This is a genomic window from Streptomyces lydicus (assembly GCF_001729485.1).
Classification (GTDB): domain Bacteria; phylum Actinomycetota; class Actinomycetes; order Streptomycetales; family Streptomycetaceae; genus Streptomyces; species Streptomyces lydicus_D.
The window spans coordinates 5,721,664-5,745,130 of sequence record NZ_CP017157.1 but is presented as its reverse complement, the minus strand read 5'-3'; the positions used below and the strand labels follow the sequence as shown (position 1 = coordinate 5,745,130).

Annotated in this window: 19 protein-coding genes and 1 pseudogene; 6 read left to right on the top strand and 14 right to left on the bottom strand. The window is 70.3% G+C overall.

What is annotated here, in order from left to right:
- Positions 1-49: 49 nt before the first annotated feature.
- Positions 50-840 (top strand): annotated as a pseudogene (locus SL103_RS24995) (SDR family NAD(P)-dependent oxidoreductase).
- Positions 841-957: 117 nt separating this feature from the next.
- On the opposite strand, the gene SL103_RS24990 reads toward SL103_RS24995, so the two are convergent.
- Positions 958-1,833 carry a helix-turn-helix transcriptional regulator gene (locus SL103_RS24990; RefSeq protein ID WP_208869948.1) on the bottom strand — a complete coding sequence of 292 codons (876 nt, stop codon included), beginning with the start codon at positions 1,831-1,833 and terminating at the stop codon, positions 958-960.
- Positions 1,834-1,873: 40 nt separating this feature from the next.
- Between SL103_RS24990 and SL103_RS36450 the strand changes: the two genes are divergently transcribed.
- Positions 1,874-2,488: an SDR family oxidoreductase gene (locus tag SL103_RS36450; RefSeq protein WP_244304031.1), complete on the top strand. Its 615-nt coding sequence runs from the start codon at positions 1,874-1,876 to the stop codon at positions 2,486-2,488.
- A gap of 130 nt (positions 2,489-2,618) precedes the next feature.
- On the opposite strand, the gene SL103_RS24985 is transcribed toward SL103_RS36450, so the two are convergent.
- The 11 genes from SL103_RS24985 to SL103_RS24935 form a co-directional block, all read right to left on the bottom strand.
- Positions 2,619-3,377, bottom strand: a complete 759-nt coding sequence (locus SL103_RS24985; RefSeq protein WP_069571186.1) for an alpha/beta hydrolase family protein — start codon at positions 3,375-3,377, stop codon at positions 2,619-2,621.
- A gap of 122 nt (positions 3,378-3,499) precedes the next feature.
- Complete coding sequence (locus SL103_RS24980; RefSeq protein WP_069571185.1) at positions 3,500-5,044, bottom strand: FMN-binding glutamate synthase family protein; 1,545 nt, start codon at positions 5,042-5,044, stop codon at positions 3,500-3,502.
- 313 nt (positions 5,045-5,357) lie between these two features.
- The gene (locus tag SL103_RS24975; RefSeq protein ID WP_069571184.1) at positions 5,358-6,428 is read right to left on the bottom strand and encodes an NUDIX hydrolase; all 1,071 of its coding nucleotides are present in this window, start codon (positions 6,426-6,428) and stop codon (positions 5,358-5,360) included.
- Between the two features lie 116 nt (positions 6,429-6,544).
- Positions 6,545-6,793 (bottom strand): hypothetical protein, encoded by a 249-nt coding sequence (locus SL103_RS24970; protein ID WP_069571183.1) that lies wholly within the window; start codon positions 6,791-6,793, stop codon positions 6,545-6,547.
- Positions 6,794-6,900: 107 nt separating this feature from the next.
- Entirely contained in the window at positions 6,901-7,266 is a 366-nt protein-coding gene (locus SL103_RS24965) for a MazG-like family protein (protein ID WP_069574081.1), read from the bottom strand.
- A 44-nt stretch (positions 7,267-7,310) separates the two neighbouring features.
- Positions 7,311-9,650 carry a methyltransferase, FxLD system gene (gene fxlM, locus SL103_RS24960; RefSeq protein ID WP_069571182.1) on the bottom strand — a complete coding sequence of 780 codons (2,340 nt, stop codon included), beginning with the start codon at positions 9,648-9,650 and terminating at the stop codon, positions 7,311-7,313.
- 105 nt (positions 9,651-9,755) lie between these two features.
- Positions 9,756-10,199 (bottom strand): GFA family protein, encoded by a 444-nt coding sequence (locus SL103_RS24955; RefSeq protein WP_069571181.1) that lies wholly within the window; start codon positions 10,197-10,199, stop codon positions 9,756-9,758.
- Positions 10,196-11,428, bottom strand: coding sequence for a protein-L-isoaspartate O-methyltransferase (locus SL103_RS24950; RefSeq protein ID WP_244304030.1), 1,233 nt, complete (start codon positions 11,426-11,428; stop codon positions 10,196-10,198). The genes SL103_RS24955 and SL103_RS24950 overlap by 4 nt, the downstream gene beginning before the upstream one ends.
- Positions 11,429-11,520: 92 nt before the next feature.
- Positions 11,521-12,504 (bottom strand): NUDIX domain-containing protein, encoded by a 984-nt coding sequence (locus tag SL103_RS24945; protein ID WP_069571179.1) that lies wholly within the window; start codon positions 12,502-12,504, stop codon positions 11,521-11,523.
- Entirely contained in the window at positions 12,501-14,534 is a 2,034-nt protein-coding gene (locus SL103_RS24940) for an ATP-binding cassette domain-containing protein (protein ID WP_069571178.1), read from the bottom strand. The genes SL103_RS24945 and SL103_RS24940 overlap by 4 nt, the downstream gene beginning before the upstream one ends.
- Before the next feature lie 778 nt (positions 14,535-15,312).
- Complete coding sequence (locus SL103_RS24935) at positions 15,313-18,519, bottom strand: bifunctional cytochrome P450/NADPH--P450 reductase (protein ID WP_069571177.1); 3,207 nt, start codon at positions 18,517-18,519, stop codon at positions 15,313-15,315.
- A gap of 144 nt (positions 18,520-18,663) precedes the next feature.
- On the opposite strand from SL103_RS24935, the gene SL103_RS24930 reads away from it, so the two are divergent.
- A complete protein-coding gene (locus tag SL103_RS24930; RefSeq protein ID WP_069571176.1) occupies positions 18,664-19,341 on the top strand; it encodes a TetR/AcrR family transcriptional regulator in 678 nt (225 codons plus the stop codon).
- Positions 19,342-19,406: 65 nt separating this feature from the next.
- On the opposite strand, the gene SL103_RS24925 is transcribed toward SL103_RS24930, so the two are convergent.
- Positions 19,407-19,919 (bottom strand): MarR family winged helix-turn-helix transcriptional regulator, encoded by a 513-nt coding sequence (locus tag SL103_RS24925; protein ID WP_069571175.1) that lies wholly within the window; start codon positions 19,917-19,919, stop codon positions 19,407-19,409.
- A 117-nt stretch (positions 19,920-20,036) separates the two neighbouring features.
- On the opposite strand from SL103_RS24925, the gene SL103_RS24920 reads away from it, so the two are divergent.
- Positions 20,037-20,414 (top strand): DoxX family protein, encoded by a 378-nt coding sequence (locus SL103_RS24920; protein WP_069571174.1) that lies wholly within the window; start codon positions 20,037-20,039, stop codon positions 20,412-20,414.
- Positions 20,415-20,484: 70 nt separating this feature from the next.
- Here the strand turns inward: SL103_RS24920 and SL103_RS24915 are convergent, their stop codons facing one another.
- The gene (locus SL103_RS24915) at positions 20,485-21,117 is read right to left on the bottom strand and encodes a TetR/AcrR family transcriptional regulator (RefSeq protein ID WP_069571173.1); all 633 of its coding nucleotides are present in this window, start codon (positions 21,115-21,117) and stop codon (positions 20,485-20,487) included.
- 465 nt (positions 21,118-21,582) lie between these two features.
- Here SL103_RS24915 and SL103_RS24910 point away from each other — a divergent pair, with 465 nt between their 5' ends.
- Positions 21,583-22,446, top strand: coding sequence for an alpha/beta fold hydrolase (locus SL103_RS24910; RefSeq protein ID WP_069571172.1), 864 nt, complete (start codon positions 21,583-21,585; stop codon positions 22,444-22,446).
- Entirely contained in the window at positions 22,443-23,456 is a 1,014-nt protein-coding gene (locus tag SL103_RS24905) for a VOC family protein (RefSeq protein ID WP_069571171.1), read from the top strand. The genes SL103_RS24910 and SL103_RS24905 overlap by 4 nt, the downstream gene beginning before the upstream one ends.
- The last annotated feature ends 11 nt before the right edge of the window (positions 23,457-23,467 follow it).

Below are 23,467 nucleotides of genomic sequence, written 5' to 3'. Positions count from 1 at the left end.
CACCCTCCATACTGTTCGTTCGAACGAACAGTTACCGGAAGGCTCGCACATGCGCATCGCAGGATCCACCGTTCTCCTGACCGGGGCCGTGGGTGGCATCGGTCAGGCCATGGCCCGGGAACTGGCCGCCAAGGGGGCCGAGCTGGTCCTCTCCGGGCGCCGTGCCGATGCCCTGGAGGCACTCGCGGACGAGCTCGGTGCCCGAGCGGTCACCGCCGATCTCGCCGACCCGGACCAGGTCGACCACCTCGCCGAGGCCGTCCCCGAAACGGACATCCTGATCGCCAATGCCGCTGTGCCCGCCAGCGGCGATCTCCTCGACTACACGCCCGAGCAGATCGACCGCGCGCTGACCGTGAACCTGCGCGCCCCCGTCATGCTGGCCCGCGCGCTCGCGCCCCGGATGGTCGAGGCGGGCCGGGGCACATCGTCCTCGTCGGCTCGATCTCCGGGAAGGCGGCCACCAAGTACTCCTCGCTGTACAGCGCGGCCAAGTTCGGGCTGCGCGGCTTCGCGCTCTCCCTCCGCCAGGACCTGCACGGCACGGGGGTGGGGGTCTCGCTGGTCCAGCCCGGCGCCGTACGCGACGTCGGCATGTTCGCCGCCACGGGAGCCACCCCGCCGACCGGTGTGCGCATGGTCTCCCCGGCGCAGGTGGTGGCCGGGGTGGTGCGGGCCGTCGAGCGCGATCTGTGCGAAGTCAACGTCGCACCGCTGGAGTTGAGGGTGCTCAGTGCCCTCGCCGGACAGTTTCCCGGTCTCGCGGAGAGGGCGCAGCGCGGCTCCGACGCCGAGCGCACCCTCAACGAGGTCGCGGCGGCCCAGCGGGAGAGGCGGTAGCCGCCTGCCTCGGTACCGCGGGGACGAGCCACCTGCATGCCGGGACCTGCCCAGGACATGCCGGCCCTGCTGCGCCAGCAGCGGCCCCCTCGCCCCGGCGGCCACCACGGTCGGCGGTCAGGGCTGGAGCCGCTGCGCCGTCGCCGCCCCGTGCGGGGCGTGGCCCCCGCCCGCGGTGAGTTCCGGCTCCGACCAGCTGCCCAGCAGGCGCAGCGCGTGCGCGGAGGGGCTGCCGGGCTCGGCCGTGTAGAGGTAGAGGGCCTGGTCCGGGTCGTCCGGCAGCGTGAGCGACTCGTATTCCAGGGCCGGTTCGCCGACGAGGGGGTGGCGGTAGCGCTTGGTGCCGTGGGTGTACGCGAACACGTCGTGGTCGGCCCACCACTGGCGGAAGTCTTCGTCGTGCACGGACAGCTCGCCCACCAGCTCGGTCAGACGGGAGTCGTGCGGGTGGCGCCCGGCGTACAGGCGCAGTGCCGCCACCGTGCCACGGGCAGCGGTGTCCCAGTCGGCGATCAGTTGGCGGGCGGCGGGATCGAGAAACAGGAACCGGGCGAGGTTGCGGTCGCGGTGCGGCAGCGCGTCGAAGTCGGTGTACAGGGCCTTGGCGAGGGGGTTGGCGGCGAGCACGTCCAGCCGGTGGCCCATGATCATGGCGGGGGTGTCGGTCAGGGAACCGAGGAGCCGCAGCAGTCCGGGCCGCACCCGCTGCGGCGGCACGGGGCGGCGGCGGGCCGAACCCGGCCGGGGACGGGCCAGGGCGAACAGGCGGGCCCGCTCGGCCTCGTCCAGGCGCAGTGCGCGGGCCACCGCCTCCAGCACCGACGCCGACACCTTCGGGTTGCGCCCGCGCTCCAGGCGTACGTAGTAATCGACGCTGATCCCGGCCAGCCGTGCCACCTCCTCGCGGCGCAGCCCCGGCACCCGGCGCCGCCCGGCGGCGTCCGGACCCAGACCGGCCTCGGCAGGACCGATCCGGGCCCTGCGCGAGCGCAAGAAGTCCCGCAGCTCACCGTTGGGCTCGCGCCCCGCTGACGTGGAGAAGCTCCAGGAGCTCGGCCTGGCCGACGCCCTGTGCCGCCAGGTCGACGTCACCGACCGGGACGCGGTCGAGGCCGCGGTACGCGAGGCGGAGGAGCGGTTCGGGCCGGCCGACGCGATCGTCAACAACGCCGGTGCCATGCTCTTGGGCCGTCTCGCCGACCAGCCCGCCGAGGAGTGGGACCGGATGATCGACCTGAACATCAAGGGAGTGCTGCACGGCGTCCGTGCCGTCCTGCCCGGCATGCTCGCCCGTGGCACCGGCACGATCTTCAACGTCAGCTCCATCGCCGGCCGCAAGACCTTCCCGAACCACACCGCCTACGTGGGCACCAAGTTCGCCGTCCACGCCATGTCGGAGAACCTGCGCGAAGAGGTCGCCCCGTCCGGCGTCCGCGTGGTGACCATCGCCCCCGGCGCCGTGGAGACCGAACTGCTCTCCCACACCAGCGACGAGCAGATCAAGAAGGACTACGAGGCATGGAAGAAGTCCGCCGGCGGCGCCCTGGACCCGCAGGCCGTGGCCGAGGCGATCGCCTACGCCTACCGGCAGCCGCAGAACGTCACCATCCGTGAGATCGTCCTCGCCGCCACCGGCCAGGAAGCCTGACCGGGGCAGCCGCCCGGCCGGCCTTCCCGGCCGGGCGGTGCGCGCCGCAGGCAGAACGGACAGCTCCACGGGAGACCCCCGGACCTGTCCGCGAGCTCTTCACTGACGGAGATGTCTCTCCTACGGGCCGTTACCCGTGGATGTACTGGTCGGCCCAGGCACTGATGATGTGGGCGGCGCGCTGCGCTTGTCCTCGTGCCGTCAGGAGATGGTCTGCTCCTTCGAGCGAGACGAAGCTTCGCGGGTGCCGCGCCTCGTTGAAGATCTCCGCGGCGTTGGCGATGTCGACGGTGTTGTCGGTAGGCGAATGCAGGACGAGCAGCGGCAGGTCCAACTCGCCGATCCGGTCCCGCAGGTGGGCCTTGCGGACGTCTTCGACGAAGGCGCGCTTGAGGACCAGGGTCCTCCCGCCGACGAACCACTCGTGCGACCCCTCGCTGAGCACGCGATCCACGACCGCGTCGTACTGTCGCTCGACGTGGCTGGGGTCGACCGGCGCCCCGATCGTGGCGACCGCGCGGACGCCGGTGGCCTCGGCCGCCGCGGCGAGGACGGCGGCGCCTCCCCACGAGTGCCCCACCAGCAGGTCAGCCGGAGTCCCCCGCTCCGCCATCATGGCCGCGGCCCGGATCGTGTCCTGGACCTTGACGGTGAAGGAACCGTCCCCCCAGTCGCCGTCGGAGTCCCCGATCCCGAGGTTGTCGAAGCGCAGCATGCCGATCCCCTCGCGTGCCAGCTGCTTGCTGACCCGCGACGCGGCCGGCGAGCCCTTGCCGAGCGTGAATCCGTGCACGAAGATCCCCCAGCCGCGGATCTCGCCGTCCGGCAGGTCGATCGCTCCGGCCAGTTCGGGGCCGACGACGCTCGGGAATCTTACTTTTTCGCTCATGTTCTGATCACCTAGGCAGGGGCTGTTCGTGGAGCAGGGAAGACCAGGGTGCCACCGGCCGGCACCCCGCGCGCGCTCCGGGCAGGGGAGCGGCGAGCGCGGTGCCTGCCGTGACCGGTGCGTCAGGCGGTCGGCTTCCGGTCGGAGGACCGCTCGGCGGTGAGCAGTGCGGTGATCTCCTCGGCGAGGTGCGGGCCGAGTTCGCCCCAGCCGTCCTTGTAACCGTAGACGCCGGCCAGGGTGCGGGCCTCGTAGTCGCCGTTCATGATCTCGATGTCGTCGGCCGTGATGAGTGCCGGGTGGGCGACGCCGACGGCCGCCGAGATCTTCAGCAGCTCCTTGCGGAGGGTGCGCAGGTAGACGGCGGCCCGGGTGGCCTTCGAGGTGGGGTCGAGGCCGCGGGCCAGCCACGGGTTCTGGGTGGCGATGCCGGTGGGGCACTTGTCGGTGTGGCACTTCTGCGCCTGGATGCAGCCGACCGACAGCATCGCCTCACGCGCCACGTTGATCATGTCGGCACCCAGGGCGAAGGCGACCGCGGCGTTCTCGGGCAGGCCGAGCTTGCCGGAGGCGATGAACGTCAGGTCGTCGGTCAGCCCCCGCTCGGCGAAGGCGCCGTAGACCCGGGAGAAGCCCATCCGGAAGGGCAGCGACACCGAGTCGGAGAAGGTCAGCGGCGCCGCCCCGGTGCCGCCCTCGCCACCGTCGATGGTCACGAAGTCGACACCACGGTCACCACGCGCCATCAGCGTGGCCAGCTCCTGCCAGAACTCCATCTCGCCCACCGCGCTCTTGATCCCGACCGGCAGGCCGGTCTCGGTGGCGAGCAGTTCGACGAAGTCGAGCATCGAGTCGACGTCGCCGAACGCGGTGTGCCGCGACGGGGAGGCGCAGTCCTTGCCGACCGGGATGCCGCGGATCTCGGCGATTTCCGGGGTCACCTTCGCGCCCGGCAGCATTCCGCCCAGCCCGGGCTTGGCACCCTGGGAGAGCTTGATCTCTATCGCCTTGACCGGGGCGCCGGCGACCACGTCCTTGAGCTTGTCGATGTTGAAGCTGCCGTCCTCGTTGCGGCAGCCGAAGTAGGACGTACCGATCTGCAGGACGAGGTCGCCGCCGTTGCGGTGGTACGGCGAGAGACCGCCCTCACCCGTGTTGTGCAGGGTGCCCGCCAGCGCCGCCCCCTTGTTGAGCGCCGTGATCGCCGCGCCGGAGAGCGAACCGAAGCTCATCGCCGAGATGTTCACCACGCTCGCCGGCCGGAACGCCTTGGCGCGCCCGCGCGGCCCGCCCAGCACCTTGGCCGACGGCAGTGGGGCCTGCGGGTCGTGCACGTCGGGCAGCGTGCCGGCGAACGTGCGCTGCTTCAGGTACGCGTGCCCCTGCACGTGCTCGACGTCGTTGTCGGTTCCGAACCCGAAGTAGTTGTTCTCCCCCTTCGACGACGCGTAGATCCAGGTGCGCTGGTCACGACTGAACGGGCGCTCCTCGTCGTTGGAGGTCACTATGTACTGGCGCAGCTCCGGCCCGATCGTCTCCAACAGGTACCGGGCGTGCCCGAGCACAGGGAAGTTCCGGAGCAATGCGTGCTTCTTCTGGACAAGGTCACGGGCGGCCACCAGTGCCAATGCTGTCGCGGTGGCCGTGGCGATGCTCCGGGCGCGCATAACGTTCCTCTCCTCCATGCTCGACTCCATCACCAGGCGGCGGAGTCGTCGTGCCGGGCTCGGGCCGCGGGCACGACCCAGCGGGCGTCAGCGTTCGTCGGAGAACGCCAAGTGATAGTAGGGGCTCACCCGGAAGGAGGGTCGCGGGTGGGGTGCTCTTCCCAGTGGTGGGTGGCCCGGGGCGCGCCGGAACAGCTGTGCACGGTGACGCTCGGGTGACACGGCGTAGCACCGAGTGCCGGCCGGGCCGGGCGGGGCAGAGGGAGATGGGCAGCGGCAGCCGTTCAGGACCTACGGGTGGTGCAGTACGTGCTCATGACAGCCATCCCTTCGGGGGGAGTTCCGTGATCGGTGACGGCGCGGCGAGCGGGATCCCCCATCGTGTCCTGGCGATTCGTGCCGCCTGCTCTGCTTGCTGATAGCCCTGATCGCCCCAGCCCAGGAGGGCGGCAGCTTGATTGGGGGTGGCCAGCAACCGGGCGAACTGTCGCCCGCTGGCCGGATCAACCAAGGAGGGCCCGGCCCCGGTGATCGGCGCGGCCAGTCGCAGTCGGGCGCACTCGCCGATCCCTCCGTAGACCTCCCCGGTGGCGTCGTAGACCCAGCCCAGCCGCTCCACCTCGCCGAGGGTCAGTTGCGCTTCCTCTGCGGCCTCGCGTACCAGGGCGGCTTCCGGTGAGGCGTCGGTGGGTTCGACGGTGCCGCCGGGCAGCATGGCCAACGGTTCTGCCGGGTCGATGACCAGCACTACCCGGCCGTCGGGGGCGAACAGCCAGCCCCACGCCTGCGGGATGGGGAGGTCTTCCGGGGCGCGGCCGGGGTGCCAGGGCCAGTCGCGTCCGGCCCGGGGCCGGGTGTGCACCTGGTACCGGTCCAGGGGTGGCACGGGGCCGACGTGCCGGCCTCCGCTGAGGTGGGCGGTGGTGCCGGCCAGGCGGGCGCGCAGCGCGGACAGCATGATCTGTGCGTCGACAGGTGTCATCCGCGCGGCCGCCGCCCGCGCGTCGAGGAACTCGTATCCGCTCAGCTCGTCCTCGGGCAGACGCATCCTGGCGATGTCTCGCGCAGTGAGGGTTCCGCCGTCCAGCACGTAGCGGACCTCGCCGGGGAAGGGCATTCCTTCGGTGCGGTCCGGGTGCCCGGGCGCGAGCCAGTGCACGGCCAGAAGCCGTCCCGGTGGCATCGACAGGCCGAGTTCCTCGTGGACTTCGCGCCGGCAGGTCTGATCGGGGCCTTCGCCTGCTTCTACGCAGCCGCCCGGCAGCAGCCACTGCGTGCGGTAGGTCGGCTTGACGAGCAGGACACGGCCGATCTCGTCGGTGAACAACGCCGCTGCGCCGAGCCAGACCGAATGCCTTGAGCGCGCGTATCCCTCATGTGACATCTCGGGTTGTCCGGGTGCGGAAGCCGAGGTGCTGCTGGCGGAAGTGTCCACTGATGCTCCTTCGGTAGGGGACGCTGGACGGGCCGGGGGAGCGGAGAGGCTCCGCCCCCCTCGGGCTATGGCAGGGCTGTCTGTTCCAGGTGGCAGATCGATCGGATATGGCGGGCGCGGGTGGCCGCCTGGAGTCGGGTGAGGGAGTGCGTGGACATTTCCTTCTTCCGGACGTCCGGTGACTTGTCGTCGACCTCAGTGTGCTCGTTCGGGTCCAGGACGATGCTGCCGATCTGCCGCCTGGTCAGCCGGCCACCGTCGACGATGAATCCGATCTCGTGGGTGGTCCGCTGACCGAGCGGGGCGCGCAGCACGCAGTTGGAGTGGGCGGTATGCCTCGTCGGTGACGAACAGGCACACCCGTGGACGGTGGCTTTGGGCGGAGTGGCGATGTACTGCTCGGGAGGAGGTCACGTTTCCCTCATGCTGTTTCCCCGGGGGACGGACGGTCGGCGGCCGACGCTGGAAGGAACTTGGCAGCCTTCGCCGCCAGTTGACGTTGGAGATACTGCTCCGCGTCGTCGGGGCGCATGCGAGCGAGGGAGACCATGCCCGTGATGATGACGTCGGCGACCTCGGCGTGGACGTCCTGCCAGGTGTGACTGTTGCCCTTGCGGGGGTTGGTGCCGCGGGCACCGATGACGGCTTGCGAGGCTTCGCCGGTCTCCTCGGCAATCTTCAGTACCTGCAGCGTCCACTGCTGTGCCTGATCCAGGCCGCGGTCGTCGTCGTGGGCGTCGAAGCGACGGGCAAGACGACCAACCGTCTCCCAGACGTTCTCCTCCACGGGGCTGGGCCTTGCCGACGGCGTCGTCTGCTCTGGCCTCGTGGTCATCGGCCGCCTCCCGCCTTTGCGAGGACCGCTGCTTCGGTCGTGGCCGGTGTGGCGGGGTACTGGTTGCCTGGCCACGGGAAGACCAGGCGGGAGGAGGTCTTGTCCAGGACGTGCCCGGCGGGGAGTTCGTGGTCGGGAGTGCCTGCGGGGTGCACGGTCATCTGCGGGTAGCCGGTCCCGCGCACGTGCTGGTCCCAGGACCGTACGCAGGCGGCCATCCGCTCCGCCAGCTCAGCGCCGGCCGGGCCGACGGCGTGCACGATGAACTCGGAGCGGCGCTCTTCCGGCGTCTCTCCGTCCTGGGCCAGGGCGTGAGTGAGGTAGGCCAGCGAGCCGTCCGCGACCGTGGAGGCGGCATCCGCGCCGCACGGGAGGGCGGCCAGGGCGGTCGGCCGGGCGCCGGCCAGCCGGCAGAACGCCGGCAGGGTGGTGGCCGCATAGAGCTGGAGGGTCTCGAAGGACTCCATCCCCGCAACGGTGACGCCAGTGGGCACCTCATGCCGCGGCCCTCGCAACGCCTCCTCCAGGCCGGCGGGATCCGGGGGCGTGCCGTCCTCGTGGCACAGCTGGAGTTCGCCACCGGCAAGGTCGATGACCGGGGTGCTGCGGGCGGCGGCCCCGCGGTCGCGGACGAATCCGCAGTAGGTCCAGTCGCGCGCGTGCAGCACGTCTTCGTGCCGCTGGAGGGCGATGGCGCGGGTGTAGCCGTGAATCTCCAGCGGCAGCACCAGATACCGGCCCTCGGCGAGCTGCTCTCGCCAAGCAGGGGCAATATCCCAGCAGTTGTAGGTGATCAGGCTGCCGTCGAAGCCACCGCGCGGCATGTACCCGGGCGCGCCCCGGCTGCCGTCGCCGAGCAGCACCGTCACCTGTCCGCGGCCGGCCTCTGCGGTGAACCGCCGGGTGCGTCGGACGACGTACGGGTCGACGTCCACGGTGACCACGCGACCGGCCGGGCCGACGACGTGGGCCATCAGTTCGGCGTTGTAGCCGCCGGAACCGGCCTCGAAGACCGTCATCCCGCGCTCCAGGCGCAGCTTCTCGATCATGTCGGCTTGCAGCCAGGGCGCGCTCACCGAACTGACCGCCGTCCCCGACCCGTCCCGGCTGGTGACCACGGCGAGGGCATCGTCGTAAGCGAGCCGCAACGGGCTTTCCGGGGTGAACCGGTGCCGCGGCACCGTCCTCAGCCCACCTTCGACCGCGGCGGAGGGAGCCCAGCCTCCGGCGATGATGCGCTCGGTCATCTCCTGCCGCAGGCGGACCGCTTCGGCCGGTTCGCCGCCGACTCCCGGAGGCGCGATCGCGTGCGGGTAGGAGTGCACCGGCGGCAGGCCAGGCAGGACGCCGGGCCACACCGCTTCCAGCGCGTGGGCCGTAGGTGCGAAGAGGGCTCCGAGGCCGGACAGGGCGTGCAGGTCGTGCCACTCCCACCGCCGGAACCGGTGCGGCTCGGGCAAGCCGAGCGTTCCGCCCCACCCGCTCATGCGCACCACCGCGGACAGACGCCGGACGTCCGCCCGGTCATCGTGGAGGACGGTCAGCAGGTGGGCCTCGCCGATGTCGGCCGTCAGGCCGGTCTCCTCGGCCAGCTCCCGCACCGCTGCCGCCTCGAAGGTCTCGCCGGCCTCGACGCGCCCGCCGGGCAGCTCCCACATGCCCCGCGTCGACCGGCCGAGCAGCACCCGCCCGGAGCCGTCGGTGACCACCGCACACACACCAACGACGGACTGCGGCTCCGGCCGTCCCTTCTCCACCGCGGCGCAGTCCCCCGCGGGGCCGCGCAGCACGAGAACCGCCAGGCCCTCCGCCTCGAACCGCTCCACCTGCGACCACCCCTCCGCCAGCAGGCTGATCTCCTCCTCGTCCAGCGCGATATGCCGCCGCTCCTCCGGCGTGATCGCCACCACAGGAGTGATCACCACCAGCGTGCCGAGCGGCCGCAGTCGCGCAGCGAGGCCGGCCAGGACTCGGGTGCGGTCGCGCAGGAAGGGGAACACCAGGCGCAGAGTGATCAGGTCGTAGCCGTCGTCGCTCAGCTCTGCCGGATCGTCATGCTCGATGTCCAGGCACAGCCACCGCACCCGCTCAGCGCCCGCGCGCTGCTTCCGGGCACGAGCCAGGGCGCCCTCGGCGAAGTCGACCGCATCGACGGTGTAGCCGAGCTCGGCGAGGAAGACGGCGAGTTCGCCGGTGCCGCAGCCCAGCTCCAGCGCACGCCCACCGTCCGGTGCAGGCGCGTGTTGGGCGAGCAGGTCTTTCTCCGAGTCACGCAGCGGACGGAAGCCGCGATCGTCGTCGTAGTGCCGGGACCAGTCGGCTCGGTCGTATGCCACAGGGCACTCCTGGAAGCAGTGGTGTACAGCGGTTTGGGGGGGGAGGGGACGGCTCGTGCCAGGGTGGGCGCAGGCGCAGTGGAGTGGTCGTGCGGTCGCGTCAGGTCAGGTGATGCTGCTGTGCCGGGTGTCCGGCACCTGGGCAAGCCAGGTGACAGCGTCCTTGCGGAAGCTCTGGTTGACCGGCACGAGGCCGGAGGCGTCATCCAGCGCCGAGAAGGTGATCGCGATGCTGCCGGCTCCGGCGTCGAGCGCGCACAGTTGGCTGCCGCAGTCCGGACAGAAGCCGCGCCGGGAGTCGGGCCAGGTGTAGTGCCAGGCCGGCTCGCCGCCGTCCCCGGTCCAGGTCAGGCCGCTCAGGGGGAAGGAGACCCAGGACATCATCGGGCCGCCCGACAGCCGCTGGCAGTGCGTGCAGCTGCAGGTGTGGGGACAGTCGGGGGTGCCGGTGACGGTGAACCGGATCCGTCGGCACAGGCAGCCGCCCGACCGCGGGGAACCGTCAGGGCTCGCACTCCATGCGCCCTTCTCTCGCGGTGGCGTGCTCATGGCTTTGCCTGCATGGCGGCGTCGCGGGGCGCAGGGAGTTGCCAGGCCAGTGCGCTCTCCCCGTGGCCGGCGCTCACTCGCTGCGTGCCGTCGGGCTCAATATCGAGCCGGTAGACCTCCGGCTCGCCGGCGTCCCGCCAGCGCAGGGCTGTCTGGTGGATCTCCGTCCAGATGTTCCGCGGGCCGGCGGCCGTGACCGCCCATGCGCCGGAGCCGTCCGGGCGGGCAGCCATCCAGGAACCGCAGCCGGGGGCGCCGATCACCAGGTCGCCTACGCCCCTGTGCTGCACCAAGCCCGAGTGCAAGGCGTCCAGCGCGAGCCAGAAACCGCGGGCCTCCTCCGGCGGCGGCACTTCACAAGACCGGAACCGTCGGACCTCCGCGCCGCCGTCGGCGAGCCGGGCCGCGATGCGCTCGCGGAACGCGGGGGAGAGGAAGATCTGCTTGCGGCCATGTGCCGCCCGGTGGGCGAACTCCACCGCCCGCAGGCGCGAGGAGATCCGACCATCCGGACCCCTGGAGACCACTGCCAGCGCGGGCCACGACGGCGAGTCCGTCGTGATGTGCATCAACAGCACACCCCCGGGCGCGAGTTGTTCAACCAGCACCTCGGGCACGGACGGGAGCGCGAAGGAGACAAAGATCCGGTCGTACGGCGCGCCTTCCGGCCAGCCGCATGCGCCGTCGCCACTCACCACAGCGGGCCGGAACCCGAGAGTGCCAAGCCGCGCCAGGGCGGCGACCGCGACGTTCCGGTCCCGGTCGAGGGTGACCACCGTCGTGTCTCCGCAGATGTGACAGGCCACTGCCGCAGTCACCCCCGCACCGGTGCCGACATCGAGCACCCTCTGCCCGGCCCGCAGATCCAGCTCTTCCAGTACGGATGCGGTCAGGCCCATCACGGTGGACATGGACGTGATCGACCCGCCGGAGCGGGCCCCGGTCGGCCGGTCCACCAGGGGTTCTCCGTCGTGCTGGATCAGCACGCTCTCGCCGCCGTACAGCACCGCGAGCAGCTCCTCACGGTCCCCGGGCTCGGACCAGTCCAGCAGGTCCCAACGCGGCGGGCGCTCATCGAGGGCGCTGCGGCGGACGTACGCCTGCGGCATCAGCACCTCGCGCGGCAGCGCGAGCAGGGCCTCGCGCACCGGGCCCGGGCCCAGGTTCTCGGCCGCTTCCAGCCGGGCGACCATCGCCGCCCGCGCTGATGCCGCACGGTCCGCGGACACCGATCCCGAGCCGTCTGTCCCGTCCGGTGGGGCAGGGCTGCACTGCCGTGGTGGCGTGGCGGTCCGGCCAGTTCCTTGACTTGTCCCCGTACTCATGACCAACCCATTTCCGTGTAGCGGCGCCCTGCACGGATGCCCTCGATGGCGGCGCGGGTGTACGGCACGGTCTGTGCCGGGAGACCGTCCGGAGACCACCAGCGCCAGCCCGTGCACTTGTCCGGCTCCCGGACTTCCGGAAGCCCAGACCACCGACGGGCCCGGAAGACCATCTGCATCCTGGGCCGGCTCCCGGGGGTGTCCACGAGGTGCACGACGTGGACGAGTTCGACGTCACCGGGCTCGATCCGCAGACCCGCTTCCTCGTGTGCTTCACGGGCGAGGCAGGTGAGGGCGGACTCCTGCTCGCAATGCCCGGCCAGGAAGTGCCACATGGACCCTGCGTAAGCGGAATCGGGGTGGCGCAGACCGAGCAGGACCTTGCCGTCGGCGTCCTCCAGGTAGAGATGGACACCGATGCCGTTGAGGACGGTTCCACTGCCTCCGGGCGGTGGGGAAAGGGGGGCGTGCCCGACCGGACCGCTGTGGCCGGCAGTCTCCTCGGCGACGGTCCCCAGGCTCTCGCGGTGGCGCAGTTGAGCGTGGCGGCGGATGAGGTCGCGGGTCGAGGAGGCCATGCGCAGGCGCGGTACGACCTCCGGCCGGAACCAATGCAGCATGACGCCTTCGGTCAGGTTCAACGTCGCCGGGTCACCGGCCCAACGGCCGGTGAAGATCTGGATGGGGATGGTCCCGCCGTCTCGGCCGCGAGCCTCCTCCACCGTGAACGGGGTGAGGTCGGGGAGTTCCAGACCGGCCTCCTCGCACAGCTCTCTTCTGGCCGTCTCCTCCAGGGACCGGTCCCCCGGTTCACGGCCGCCGCCGAGCAGGGACCACGATCCCGGTTCCCAGATTCCGGGGATGTCGTCCCGTAGGTGCAGCAGGTACTCGCCGTCCTCGTTGTAGATCAGCGTCGAGGCGTTCGCTCGTGGCACTTGGTGGGGCAGGGCCGCATCGGTCGGTGTGGTCTGTTCGGTCACGAATGCTCCGTCCTCGCTTCGGAGTTGGAGGTGGCGGTCCCGGCGCTCTGGTAGGCCGCTGCCTGGAGGGTGAACATCTGGGCGTAGTTGCCGCCGAGGGCCATGAGCTGCTGGTGTGAGCCGGCTTCGGTGATCCGGCCTTCGTCGAAGACGTAGATCTGGTCGCATTCGACGACGCTGGCCAGCCGGTGCGAGATCAGCACGGTGATCTGGTCGGCCCGCGCCTTGTTCCGCAACACCGCCTGGTAGACGGCGTGTTCGGCCTTGGGGTCCATGCTCGCCGTCGGTTCGTCGAGCAGGAGCACGGGAGCGTTCTTGTACAGTCCCCGCGCGACGGCGATCTTGGCCCACTGGCCGGCCGACAGCTCCTGGCCGCCCCGGAACCGTTTGGACAGCACCGCCTGCCAGGTGCCCGGCAGACCGGCGATGACCTGCTCGGCTCCGGAGGCCCGCGCCGCGTCCAACGCCCGCTGGGGATCGGTGTCGGTGAGCGTGCCGCGGGAGACCGTGAGGTTCGCCAGGGCGCTGAAGGGGAAGTGCACCGGGTCCTGGAGCACGGTGGCGACGCGGGTCTGCAGCGACTCGGAGTCCATGTCGCGCACATCCACCCCGTCCCAGCGCACCGTGCCTTCGCCCGCCTCGTACAGCCCGGCGATCAACCGTGAACAGGTGCTTTTCCCCGAGCCGTTGACGCCCACGAAGGCGACCGTCTCCCCGGCACGCAGCGTCATCGAGACACCGCTCAGGGCGGGCGCCTCCTTGCCGGGGTAGGTGTAGCCGACGTCCTCAAGGGTGAGGGCAGCGACGGTGGCGGGTGCGGTGAGCGCTCGCCGCCGGGGTTGCAGTCCTCGGCAGCGTTCCTGGAACCTCAGGAGGTCGTCCACCCACATGGCGTGTTCGTAGACCAGGTGCGCCACGTCCACGAAGCGCGTCAGCGCGGTCTGTCCGGTCTGGATCGCCAGGACGGCCCCGGCGCCGGCGGCCAGCGGCAGCCACCCGGCGGTCAGCATGGCTCCCAGGGCGATGTACGTGATGCCGGTACCGACCCCGCCCACGGCACGGCCGGCCAGCGTCAGCACGGCCGAACTCACCCCGAGGTGGGTGTCCTCCTCGGCGATCCGGACGGTCAGCCGGCGGTGCTCGTCCAGGATGGCGTTCTGGGCGGTGTCGGAGCGCAGTTCGGCGGCGGCGTCGCGCTCCAGCAGCAGCCAGGAGAAGACCCGCACCCGGCGCTGAAGGGCGTTCCACCGCTTGAAGCTGTGGAACCGCGCCCGCGCCGTGCGTACGGCGGCGGCGCCCACCGGCAGGACGGACAGCAGGAGCAGAGGGAGGAGGGCGGGGTGCAGTGAGGTGAGGACGCCGGCCGTGCCGATCAACCCGAGGAGCGTGGAGGCCAGGGAGACGACCTGGCCGACGATCTGCCGGGCGTAGAACAGACCGCGGTCGGAAGCGCGGTAGGCATCGTCGTGCCAGTCGGCATCGTCGACGACCTCCAGCCGGACATGCGCGGTCAGCCGCAGGAAGTCACACTCCAGCGCGGTGCGGATCTTCGGTGTCACCCGTGCCTGCGCGACGGCGACCCCGGCCTCCAGAAGCGCCCGTGCGGACAGGAAACCCACCACGAGCAGGATCTGCGGCACCGCGCTGCGGACCTTGTCCGGCGTCGGCCCGTGGCCGAACAGCTCCCGCAGCACGCCCACCGAGGCCGCCAGCCCGCAGGCCGCCATCGCCGCGGAGACCAGTTGCAGGACCACGACGGCCAGCGTGGCCGGACGGTCCGCCTGCCACGCCAGCCGGCCGATCTGCCCCACGATGCGCGGCAGCCGCACCAGGACCTCGCGGACCGTCGACTTGGCCGCGGCACCGTCGTAGACCGACCAGTACGCCTCCTCCAGCTCATCGGCGACGTCACCGTCCCCCGGTTTCGTGGGCTGCGTTGCCGGTGGAAGGCTCAGCGATTCCTGTCGGGGGCCGGGTAGGTTCGCGCGCTGCTGCGGTGACGGGGCTGTGGCTTCTTTGTCCGCGCTCATGCCCACCACCACGTATCGGGACGGGATGAGCGCGGTGCACGGCGAGAAGAGGCGTCAACTTCGCGCCTGGGCAGACCGGCCGCCGCGGGTGTGGGCTGCCGTCGTTCGAACCGAACAGGGCGATGCGCGGGGACGAGCGCAGACTTCATGGCTTCTCCAGAAGGCGGGGAGGGGTACAGGTGCTCTAAAGAACGGCCCTTTCTGCTCCCCGTAACGGGTGACGAAGGGGCAGATCGTGGAGAAATGTTCTATTTGGTGGCCGAGGGCAGACAGGGCCTGGATCCTGGGATGGGGGCGGCACTCGCACGGCATGTTTCATCCCTTCGTGGGATTGCCGCGCTGCGATGTGGCGCGGGACCGAGGCGTGGTGCGGGCATGCCTGGGTGGGCAGTGGGGCTGGCGCGCCGTTGCCCTGGGGCGGGGTGTTTCAGGATGTCGACGCACACCCTGCGACACCGCTTGTCAGCCAGGTCACCCAGTCGTCTGCGTCATCTCCACGGTGAGGCTCTGACCCGCCCAAACCATCCTTCGGGCGCGGTCGGCGGCCGTGCTCGGGCGGCCCTCCCTGACCCGGGTGTGAGATCGCGTCAGGTAGTTCAACGGCTTGGCCGGTGAGTGAGAAGACCCTGCAGCACCGGATCGGTGGCCCCGACGACGCCCCGTACACGTACTGGGCGCCGCCCTCGGGGCCACCTGGCGCAGGTTGTCTGGCCTGCTCCGACGGCACGCGGTCGGGGTGAGTCCGGTTTCGGGGAGGGATCCGTCGGCCCGGAAGGGGTCAGGCGAAGACGTCCTGCTGGTAGCGCCCGTCGGCTTCAAGCTGGGCGAGCCATTCCTGGGCGGTGGCGTCGTCGCTTCCGGTGTGGGCACGGTGGATGGCGGCGAGCGCCTCGCGTACGGCCGGTGCCATGCGGCGGCCATCACCGCAGACGTAGAGGTAGGCGCCGTTGTCGAGAGCTTCCCACACGGTGTCCGAGGCGGCGGCGATCGCGTTCTGGACGAACCGGGCCGGGTGGTCGGGGAGGGCGGAGAAGGCGGTGTGTACGCGGGCGATCCCGGACTGCTCCCAGGTCTGCATCTCCTCCCGGTAGAACCAGTCGTGCTCCGGGTGGCGGCAGCCGACGAAGACCTGGGACATGCCGACATGTGTGCCGCCGGCGTGCTGCCGGGCGCGCTCCTCCAGGAAGCCCCGCAGCGGCGCGATGCCGGTGCCGGGGCCGATGAGGACGAGCGGTGTCGTGGGGTCGGCCGGCGGCGCGAAGGTCGGCGACGGCACACGTACGTAGCCGTAGAAGACGTCTCCGGGCTCCAGTCGGCCCAGGTACTGCGAGCACAGGCCCCGGTGCTCGCCCTCGCCCGACAGCGCGGGACCTTCGACGAGTCCCACGGTCAGTCGCACGTGTCGCGGGTCGGCCAGGGGCGAGGAGGAGATGGAGTAGAAGCGGGGGCGGATGGGCCCCATCATCGCGAGGAAGTCCGCCAGCGGCAGTTCCACGGCGGGGAAGCGCTCCAGCAGGGTGAGCACCGGGACGCGCTTTTCGAGGATTTCTGTCCGGTAGCGCCGCTCGGCCTCCTCGGTTTCGGCCGTGTAGGTCTCCAGTTGGGGCCGGGTCCAGGGGCAGGGGGTGTGGTCGGCGAGGGTTCGTATCTGGGCGCGGGTGGCGACGTCCTGGAGTTCCAGGAACTGGGTCAGGAGGAGTTCCGCGGTGACGGGCACGCCCAGCGGCAGGTGCGTCCTGCCGCCCCCGGTCGCCGGGGTGAGCCGGAGCACCTGGTCGCGCTCGATGCCGAGTCGATCGAGGACACGGGTGACCAGCCCCGGGTCGTTCTTGGCGAAGACCGCCAGGTGGTTGCCGGTGCCGTAGTCGACGCCTGCCGGCAGTTCGACCGTGAGGGACCTCGCCGACGGCCGCGGTGGCTCGATGCTGAAGTCCCACAGTCCGGTCGGGTCGCCCACGAGTTCTTCATGGGCGACGACGGTCAGTGGGTACGCCTGCTCGGAGACGATCGAGGGGCGTACCTCGGCCTCACTGAGAAGTTCCACCTGGAAGCGCGGGCCGTCGTCCGCGGCGGTGTCGGCGGCGTACTCCTCCGCCAGCGCCGACCACAGGGTGTTCGTCCAGGTGGAGGCCATGCCGTCGAAGTCGCCCGAGGCGTCGACCTCACCGCGGTCGACCACCGGGGTGGCTCCGGCGGCCAGCAGCGCGGCGTCGATACGGCGCGGGAACGCCTGGTAGGTCGTCCACTGCGTGTTGCCGGTGCCCAGGACCGCGAACCGCAACCCGGACAGTGCGCCTTCGGGCAGTCCGGTGGCGATCAGCTCGTCGAAGCGCTGGGCGTTGTCGGGGGCCTTGCCGTTGTAGCTCGCGGCGACGGTGACGAGCAGGCCCTCGGTCGGCAGGTTGTCCGCCAGGTCGTCGAGTGTGGTCAACGTGGTGTCGAAGCCGGAGCGGCCGGCGCGGTCGGCGATCGTCTGCGCCAGGTCCTCCGAGCTGCCCAGGTTCGAGCCGTAGGCGACGGTGAGGCGCACGCCGACACCGCGGATCGCGGCCTCCTGTTCCGCACCGGCGGTCAGCGCGACCGGGCCCCGGTCGAAACTGTGGCGCTCATGCTCCCGGCGCGGCTGGATACGGACATGGAAATCGGACGGTTTGAAGGTCAGCGCCTCCTTGATGTGCATCTGGTAGTCGGCCGGGTCGGCGACGGCGAACTTCTGCAGCACGAGCGCGAGGGCGAGGCGGGCCTCGGTGAGCGCGAACTGGCGCCCGATGCAGGCGCGTTGACCGTCACCGAAGGGCTTGTAGGCGTGCGGGTGGTGCCCCGCCTTGTTCTCGGGAAGCCAGCGGTCGATGTCGAAGTCCTGCGGCCGGTCCCACGCCTTGGGGTGGTTGTGGAGCAGCGGGAAGACGATGCTTGTCTTCTGGCCCTTCTTCAGGCGGTAGCGGCCGCCGATGACGGTGTCTTGCAGCGCCACCTTGCCGATGAGCGGAATGGGCGACCACAGGCGGAGCGTCTCGTCCAGGACGCGCGGAATGATGTCCAGCTTCATGATCGTCTCGTAGTCGGGGACGGTGTCCCCGGGCAGCAGCCGGTCCACCTCCGCGTACGCCCGGGCCAGCACATGCGGGTTGCGCAGCAGCGAGTACAGCGCGAACGAGAGCAGGCCGCTGGTCGTCTCATGACCGGCGATGAGGAACGTCAGCGTCTGGTCCCGGATGTTCTCGTCATCCAACTGTTTGCCGGTGACCGGGTCGGAGGCGTCCAGCATCAGGCCGAGCAGGTCCCGTTCACCGGTGCCGATCCCCTGGCGGCGCTCCCTGATCACGTTGTCGACGAGTTCCTGCATCTGCCGGATGCTGTCCCGGTAGGACCTGTCCTCGCGCCGCTTGAGCCTGGTGACCAGCGGCAGTTGGGTCATGCGGCCCATGGACACGGTCAGTGCGTGCAGCATCGCCTGGAGGAAGGGGTCCAGGTCGTCGCGCTGGAAGGAGCGGAACCGGTAGCCGAATCCGGACAGGGCAATGGTGTCCAGGGTCAGCCGGGTCATGTCGTCGGGCACGTTGACTGGCTGCCCCGGTGAGCGCTGCCACTTTCCGACCAGTTCCTGCGCCACCTCCAGCATCTGCGGGAAGTACGCCTTCATCGACCGCTGGCCGAACGCCGGCATCAGGATCCGGTGGGCCTCGCCCCACACCTCCTCGTCATCGCGGGCGGTGAACAGCCCGGCACCGGTGTAGTCGCGGACGTGGGACAACGGCGGGTCGATCGGCTTGCCGAACCGGGCCGCGTCGCAGACCTCGGTGACCAGGTCGGGGTCGTAGACGAAGACCTGGTCGACACCGGCGATGTCCAGACCGTAGATGCCCTCGGGGTACCGGCGGCCCAGCTCGGCGAAGTACTGGGCGGGGCCCTCTGACGGGATCTGCAGGGTGTTTCCGACGAGTGGGGCTCCGGGCGGGGTCGGTATGGGGCGGAAATCGTTCATGAGGCACTCCTCGTCCGGAGGGAATCCGCGGGGTGGCGGTGAGGGCCGCGGCGGCAGCGGCCACGGGAACAGCGGCGGCCGATACGGCGGGACCGGCGTTTCCATACGCTGTATGGAACTGGCTCCAGTGATACCATACGTTGTATGGAAGCGCCGAGGAGGACCCCCCGGGGGACGAGGAAGAGGGACGTACCGCTCACCGAGGAGGGCATCTGTGCCGCGGCGCTGCGACTCATCGACGTCGACGGGGTCGAGGCGCTCACCATGCGCAAACTCGCGGCCGAACTGAACGCCAACCCGATGTCGCTCTACCACCACGTGCCGAACAAGGAAGCCCTGCTGCGCGGTGTGGCGAAGCTGGTCGGCTCCCGGTTCCGCACGCCGGAGGGGAAGGACCGACCCTGGCAGGAGCGACTACGCCAACTCGCCATGGATTTCCGCGCGTTGGCGCACCGGCACCCCAAGCTGGTGGCGCACACCTTCAGTCATCCCGACTTCATCCAGCCGGGGGACCCCTTCTGGCTGAGCCTCACGGACACACTCGCCGCTGCGGGAGTGCCGGAGCGCGAGATCTCCAGGGTGGGCGCTGCGCTGTGTGCGGTGTTCTCGGGTCTGTTGCTCACCGAACTGAACGGAGCGCTGCAGCGATGGGCGACCCTGCCCCCGTCGCCTGACGTTCACGGTGGGGAAGATGCGCGTGAGGTGGCGTCGGTCGATACGGACACGCTGTTCCGCTGCGCGCTGGATGCCGCGATCGCCGGCGTGGAGAGTCAAACGGCCGCTTCCGCCGCGGGCCGTGGAACCGGTGGCGGCAACTCGTAGAGCCCTCAAGGTTCGGAGAGGCCGGCTGCCCGTCGGTCACGTCGAGGGTGACGGGTTGGGTGCGGCTACTTCTTGGGGCGCAGGCGGTCCAGCGTTCCGGTGGCCAGTGGATGCGTGGGATCCACGGCGCCGACGATGCGGCGGCCGATCGTGGTCAGCTGGCGGACCTGCGCCTTGGTGAGTGCGTCGAAGACGCAGCTGCGCACGGCCTCCACGTGTCCGGGGGCCGTGTCGACGACCTTCTCGTAGCCGTCGTCGGTGAGGGTGGCCACGGTGTAGCGGCCGTCGGTGGGGTCGGGGTTACGGCGCATCCAGCCGCGCTTCTCCAGCCGTCCGACGACCTGGGACAGCCGGGGGAGGGAGCCCTCAGCGAACGCGGCCAGCTCGCTCATCCGCAGGGTGCGCTCGGGGACCATGGAAAGCCCGGCCATCACCTGGTACTCGAAGTGACTCAGCCCCGCGTCGCGCTGGAGCTGTGCGTCCAGCGCCGCGGGGAGCCGCATCAGCACGCTGCTGAGCGCGATCCATGCCTGATCTTCTTCATCGTCCAGCCAGCGGGGTTCCTGCGGGGTCTCCATGCTCGCGAGTATAACTTCACGCGTGAAGTGATCAACTTGATTGATGACTTGCATCTTAAAGTGCAGGAGCTTTAGCCTTCACTTAACTATTTAAGTCATTGAAAGGTGTTGATCACGATGGGTGTTCTGCTGTGGAGTCTCGCCGGCGTGCTCGCCGTGGCGTTCCTGGCGGCCGGGGCGATGAAGCTGTCCCAGCCGAAACAGAAGCTGGCGGCCTCGGGCATGGGCTGGACCGAGGGGGTGAGCGCGGGGACGGTGAAGCTGATCGGAGCCCTGGAGGTGCTGGCCGCCCTCGGCCTGGTTCTGCCGGCCGCGCTCGGCATCGCACCGGTGCTGGCGCCCTTGGCGGCCCTCGGCCTGGTGCTGGTCATGCTCGGCGCCGTGGTCGTGCACGCCCGTCGCGGCGAGGCGCAGATGATCGCCGTGAACCTGGTGCTGCTCGCGCTCGCGGCCGTCGTCGCGTGGGGCCGCTTCGGCCCGTACTCCCTCCGGTGAGCCATTCGGCGACTCGGTGACCGGTGACGCCGTCGACGAGTCGTCACGTGTCATCCGGTTCCGGCGCCGGTCACCGTCCCGCTCCGGCCGCCATGCGGCGGGCCGTCTCGTGTACCGACTGGGCGTGCAGTTCGAACAGCGTTCTCAGGTTGATGGCGTCCCCGGCGATCTCCCGCTGTACGAACAGGCCGTCGGCGCCCGCGATGGCGTACGTCGTGAGCGTGTGGATCTCGGCCTCGCCCAACTCGGGAAAGAGGGTCTGGAGCATCTCGGCGACCTTCCGGCGCGCGGTCCCCCTGACCTGGAGGAACACGGTCCGGCCTCGGGGCTCGGTGGGCCGCCGCTCCAGGGCGAGCATCAGGCCGAGGCGGAGGAAGTCGGGCGCGTCGACCAGCGACTTGGCCACCTTCGCGGCCATGACGGTGACCCGCTCCAGGGACGTACCCGTCTCCGCGCCCGGCAGTTCGACCGCGGCGAGCCAGCTGTCGAAGCTGCGCTCGATGACCGCGGCGATCAGGTCGTCCTTGTCCTTGAAATGCCAGTAGATGGAGCTCGCGGGCAGCCCGCACTTGGCGCTGACGGCGGCGATGGATGTGCCCTCATACCCGCGCTCACCTGCGATCTCCACGGCGGCGTCGAGGATGCGCTGTCGCGACTCCACTCCGTTCGCCCGCTTCCGGCGTGTCGTTTGGGGCCTGACCATGGCATTTCCCTCCTGCTTGCGCCGGCCTTGACCGTATCCGGCGTCGAGATTACTGTAGCGTTCATTCCAATTGGAATGAACGCTACAGCAAGGATCCGCGGCCGATGCGGCGAGAGTCGGGCGGCTGTTGAGGTAAGCCGCCGCCGAAAACGGTGCCGGAGACGCATGCGTGCGACGTTGGCGGTGATCGGGCACCCCGCGAGGTGACCGCAGTTGCTGGGCATGGGGCGATGGGCCCCAGGATCGTCGTCCCGGAGCGTGATGCCGAGGTTTCGAGGCGCGCCCGCTCCACCTGAGCGTCCTGCCGCCTTGGATGTCCCCCCGTGCGGCTGCCTTCCCCCTGTGACCTCACGCCTACGTCTGCCCAGCCGCCTCGGTGTCCCCGGCACCCGCCGACCCCGGCGGGCTTCGCCCCGGCCGACGCATCCCGCCCGACTACCGCACCACTCAGTGAGGACCGAGACCATGACCCCGCATACCGACCTGCCGACGATGCAGGAGACGACGTACGACATCGGCGGAAGGAAGATCTTTGCCGCGGAGGCAGGTGGCGGCCCGCCCGTGCTGCTGCTGCACGGCGGCGGCCCCGGCGCCTCCGGCGTATCCAACTACGCCCGCAACATTGCCGAGTTGGCCAAGGAGTACCGGGTCATCGTGCCCGATCTGCCCGGCTACGGGCGGAGCACCAAGGGCGTCGACGGTACCGATCCGTTCGGCTACCTGGCCGGCGGCATCCGCGGTCTGTTGGATGCACTCGGCCTGGACAAGGCCCACCTGGTCGGCAACTCCTACGGGGGTGCCTGTGCCCTGCGGCTGGCCCTGGACACCCCTGAACGGGTCGACCGCATGGTGCTGATGGGCCCCGGCGGGGTCGGCAACACCCGTGCCCTGCCCACTCCCGGGCTCAACAACCTGCTGGGCTACTACACCGGCGAGGGGCCCTCGCGGCTGAAGCTGGAGAGGTTCATCCGGAACTACCTCGTCTTCAACGCTGCCGACGTCCCGGACTCCGCCATCGAGGAGCGCTACCAGGCCAGTATCGACCCGGAGGTGATCGCCTCACCACCGCTGCAACGCCCCGCCGGGCTGCGCACCTTGTGGAAGATGGACTTCACCCGCGACCCGCGCCTGAGCCGGCTGCCCGTGCCCACCCTCGTCCTGTGGGGCGCGCAGGACAAGGTCAACCGGCCGTCCAGCGGCCGGATGCTGGCCGACCGGATGCCCAACTGCGATTTGTACCTCGTCGCCAACACCGGGCACTGGGTGCAGTTCGAGCGCACCGACCTGTTCAACCGCCTGTGCGGCGACTTCCTGGCCGGCCGCCGATGACCACACAGGAAACCCCCTCCGTCTTCGGTGCCGTCCGGCTCGGGTACCTCGTCATCGAGACCAACCGCTTCGCCGACTGGCGCCGCTTCGGCACCGACGCCATCGGCATGCACCACGACGCCCTCTCCCGCAACCTGATGCGCTTCCGCCTCGACGACCGGGAATGCCGCTTCCTCGTCCGGCGTGGCCCCGCCGAGGACGTCGTCGCCACCGGCTGGCACATCGGCGACCACGCCACCTTCGAACGCATCGAGGCGCGCATCCGTGCCCACGGTGTCCCTCTCGCCGTCGGCACCGACGAGGAGGCCGCCCTGCGCGGTGTCGAGCGCCTGCTGCGTTTCCCCGGGCCCAAGGGCATCACACAGGAGATCTGCACCACCCCGGTGAAGTCGGCCGAGCCGCTGTGCATGCTCGCCTCAGGCTTCGTCACCGGCGACGGCGGCATGGGGCATGTCGCGCTGACCTCCACCAAGCCGATGCAGACCCGGAGTTACTTCCACACCGTCTTCGACGCCCGCCTGACCGACTACATCGACGAGACCATCAGCGGCATCAAATTGAAGATTCGTTTCCTACGCGTCAACGAACGCCACCACTCCATCGCGGTCGCCGCCACCCGCGGCCTACCGATCGACCCGATCCGCACCCGTGTGCAGCACCTCAACGTCCAGGCCGCCACCCTCGACGACGTGGCCCGGAGCTACCAGCGCGTGCACGAACTCGGCTTCGACATGGCCCTGTCCGTCGGCCAGCACACCAACGACAAGGAACTCTCCTACTACGCCCGCACCCCGTCGGGCTTCGAGTGGGAGGTCGGCTGGAACCCCGTCGTCATCGACGAGACCACCTGGGAGCCCACCACCCACCAGGGCATCAGCACCTGGGGCCACCTCCCGGTCGGCCGGACCATCATCGACAAACTCGCCCAGTTCGGGGCCGGTGCCCGCTCCCTGGGCCGCCCGGAGAGCACGGTTCCGTCGCTGAGCGGCGCAGGCGTGTCCGGTGTCTGACGAGTCCATTG

Bases quoted from the DNA above. Each gene is read 5' to 3' on its own strand.
- SL103_RS24985 (WP_069571186.1), bottom strand. From the start codon at position 3,377: ATGAGCGAAAAAGTAAGATTCCCGAGCGTCGTCGGCCCCGAACTGGCC.
- SL103_RS24980 (WP_069571185.1), bottom strand. From the start codon at position 5,044: ATGCGCGCCCGGAGCATCGCCACGGCCACCGCGACAGCATTGGCACTG.
- SL103_RS24975 (WP_069571184.1), bottom strand. From the start codon at position 6,428: ATGTCACATGAGGGATACGCGCGCTCAAGGCATTCGGTCTGGCTCGGC.
- SL103_RS24955 (WP_069571181.1), bottom strand. From the start codon at position 10,199: ATGAGCACGCCACCGCGAGAGAAGGGCGCATGGAGTGCGAGCCCTGAC.
- SL103_RS24940 (WP_069571178.1), bottom strand. From the start codon at position 14,534: ATGAGCGCGGACAAAGAAGCCACAGCCCCGTCACCGCAGCAGCGCGCG.
- SL103_RS24935 (WP_069571177.1), bottom strand. From the start codon at position 18,519: ATGAACGATTTCCGCCCCATACCGACCCCGCCCGGAGCCCCACTCGTC.
- SL103_RS24930 (WP_069571176.1), top strand. From the start codon at position 18,664: ATGGAAGCGCCGAGGAGGACCCCCCGGGGGACGAGGAAGAGGGACGTA.
- SL103_RS24925 (WP_069571175.1), bottom strand. From the start codon at position 19,919: ATGGAGACCCCGCAGGAACCCCGCTGGCTGGACGATGAAGAAGATCAG.
- SL103_RS24920 (WP_069571174.1), top strand. From the start codon at position 20,037: ATGGGTGTTCTGCTGTGGAGTCTCGCCGGCGTGCTCGCCGTGGCGTTC.
- SL103_RS24915 (WP_069571173.1), bottom strand. From the start codon at position 21,117: ATGGTCAGGCCCCAAACGACACGCCGGAAGCGGGCGAACGGAGTGGAG.
- SL103_RS24910 (WP_069571172.1), top strand. From the start codon at position 21,583: ATGACCCCGCATACCGACCTGCCGACGATGCAGGAGACGACGTACGAC.
- SL103_RS24905 (WP_069571171.1), top strand. From the start codon at position 22,443: ATGACCACACAGGAAACCCCCTCCGTCTTCGGTGCCGTCCGGCTCGGG.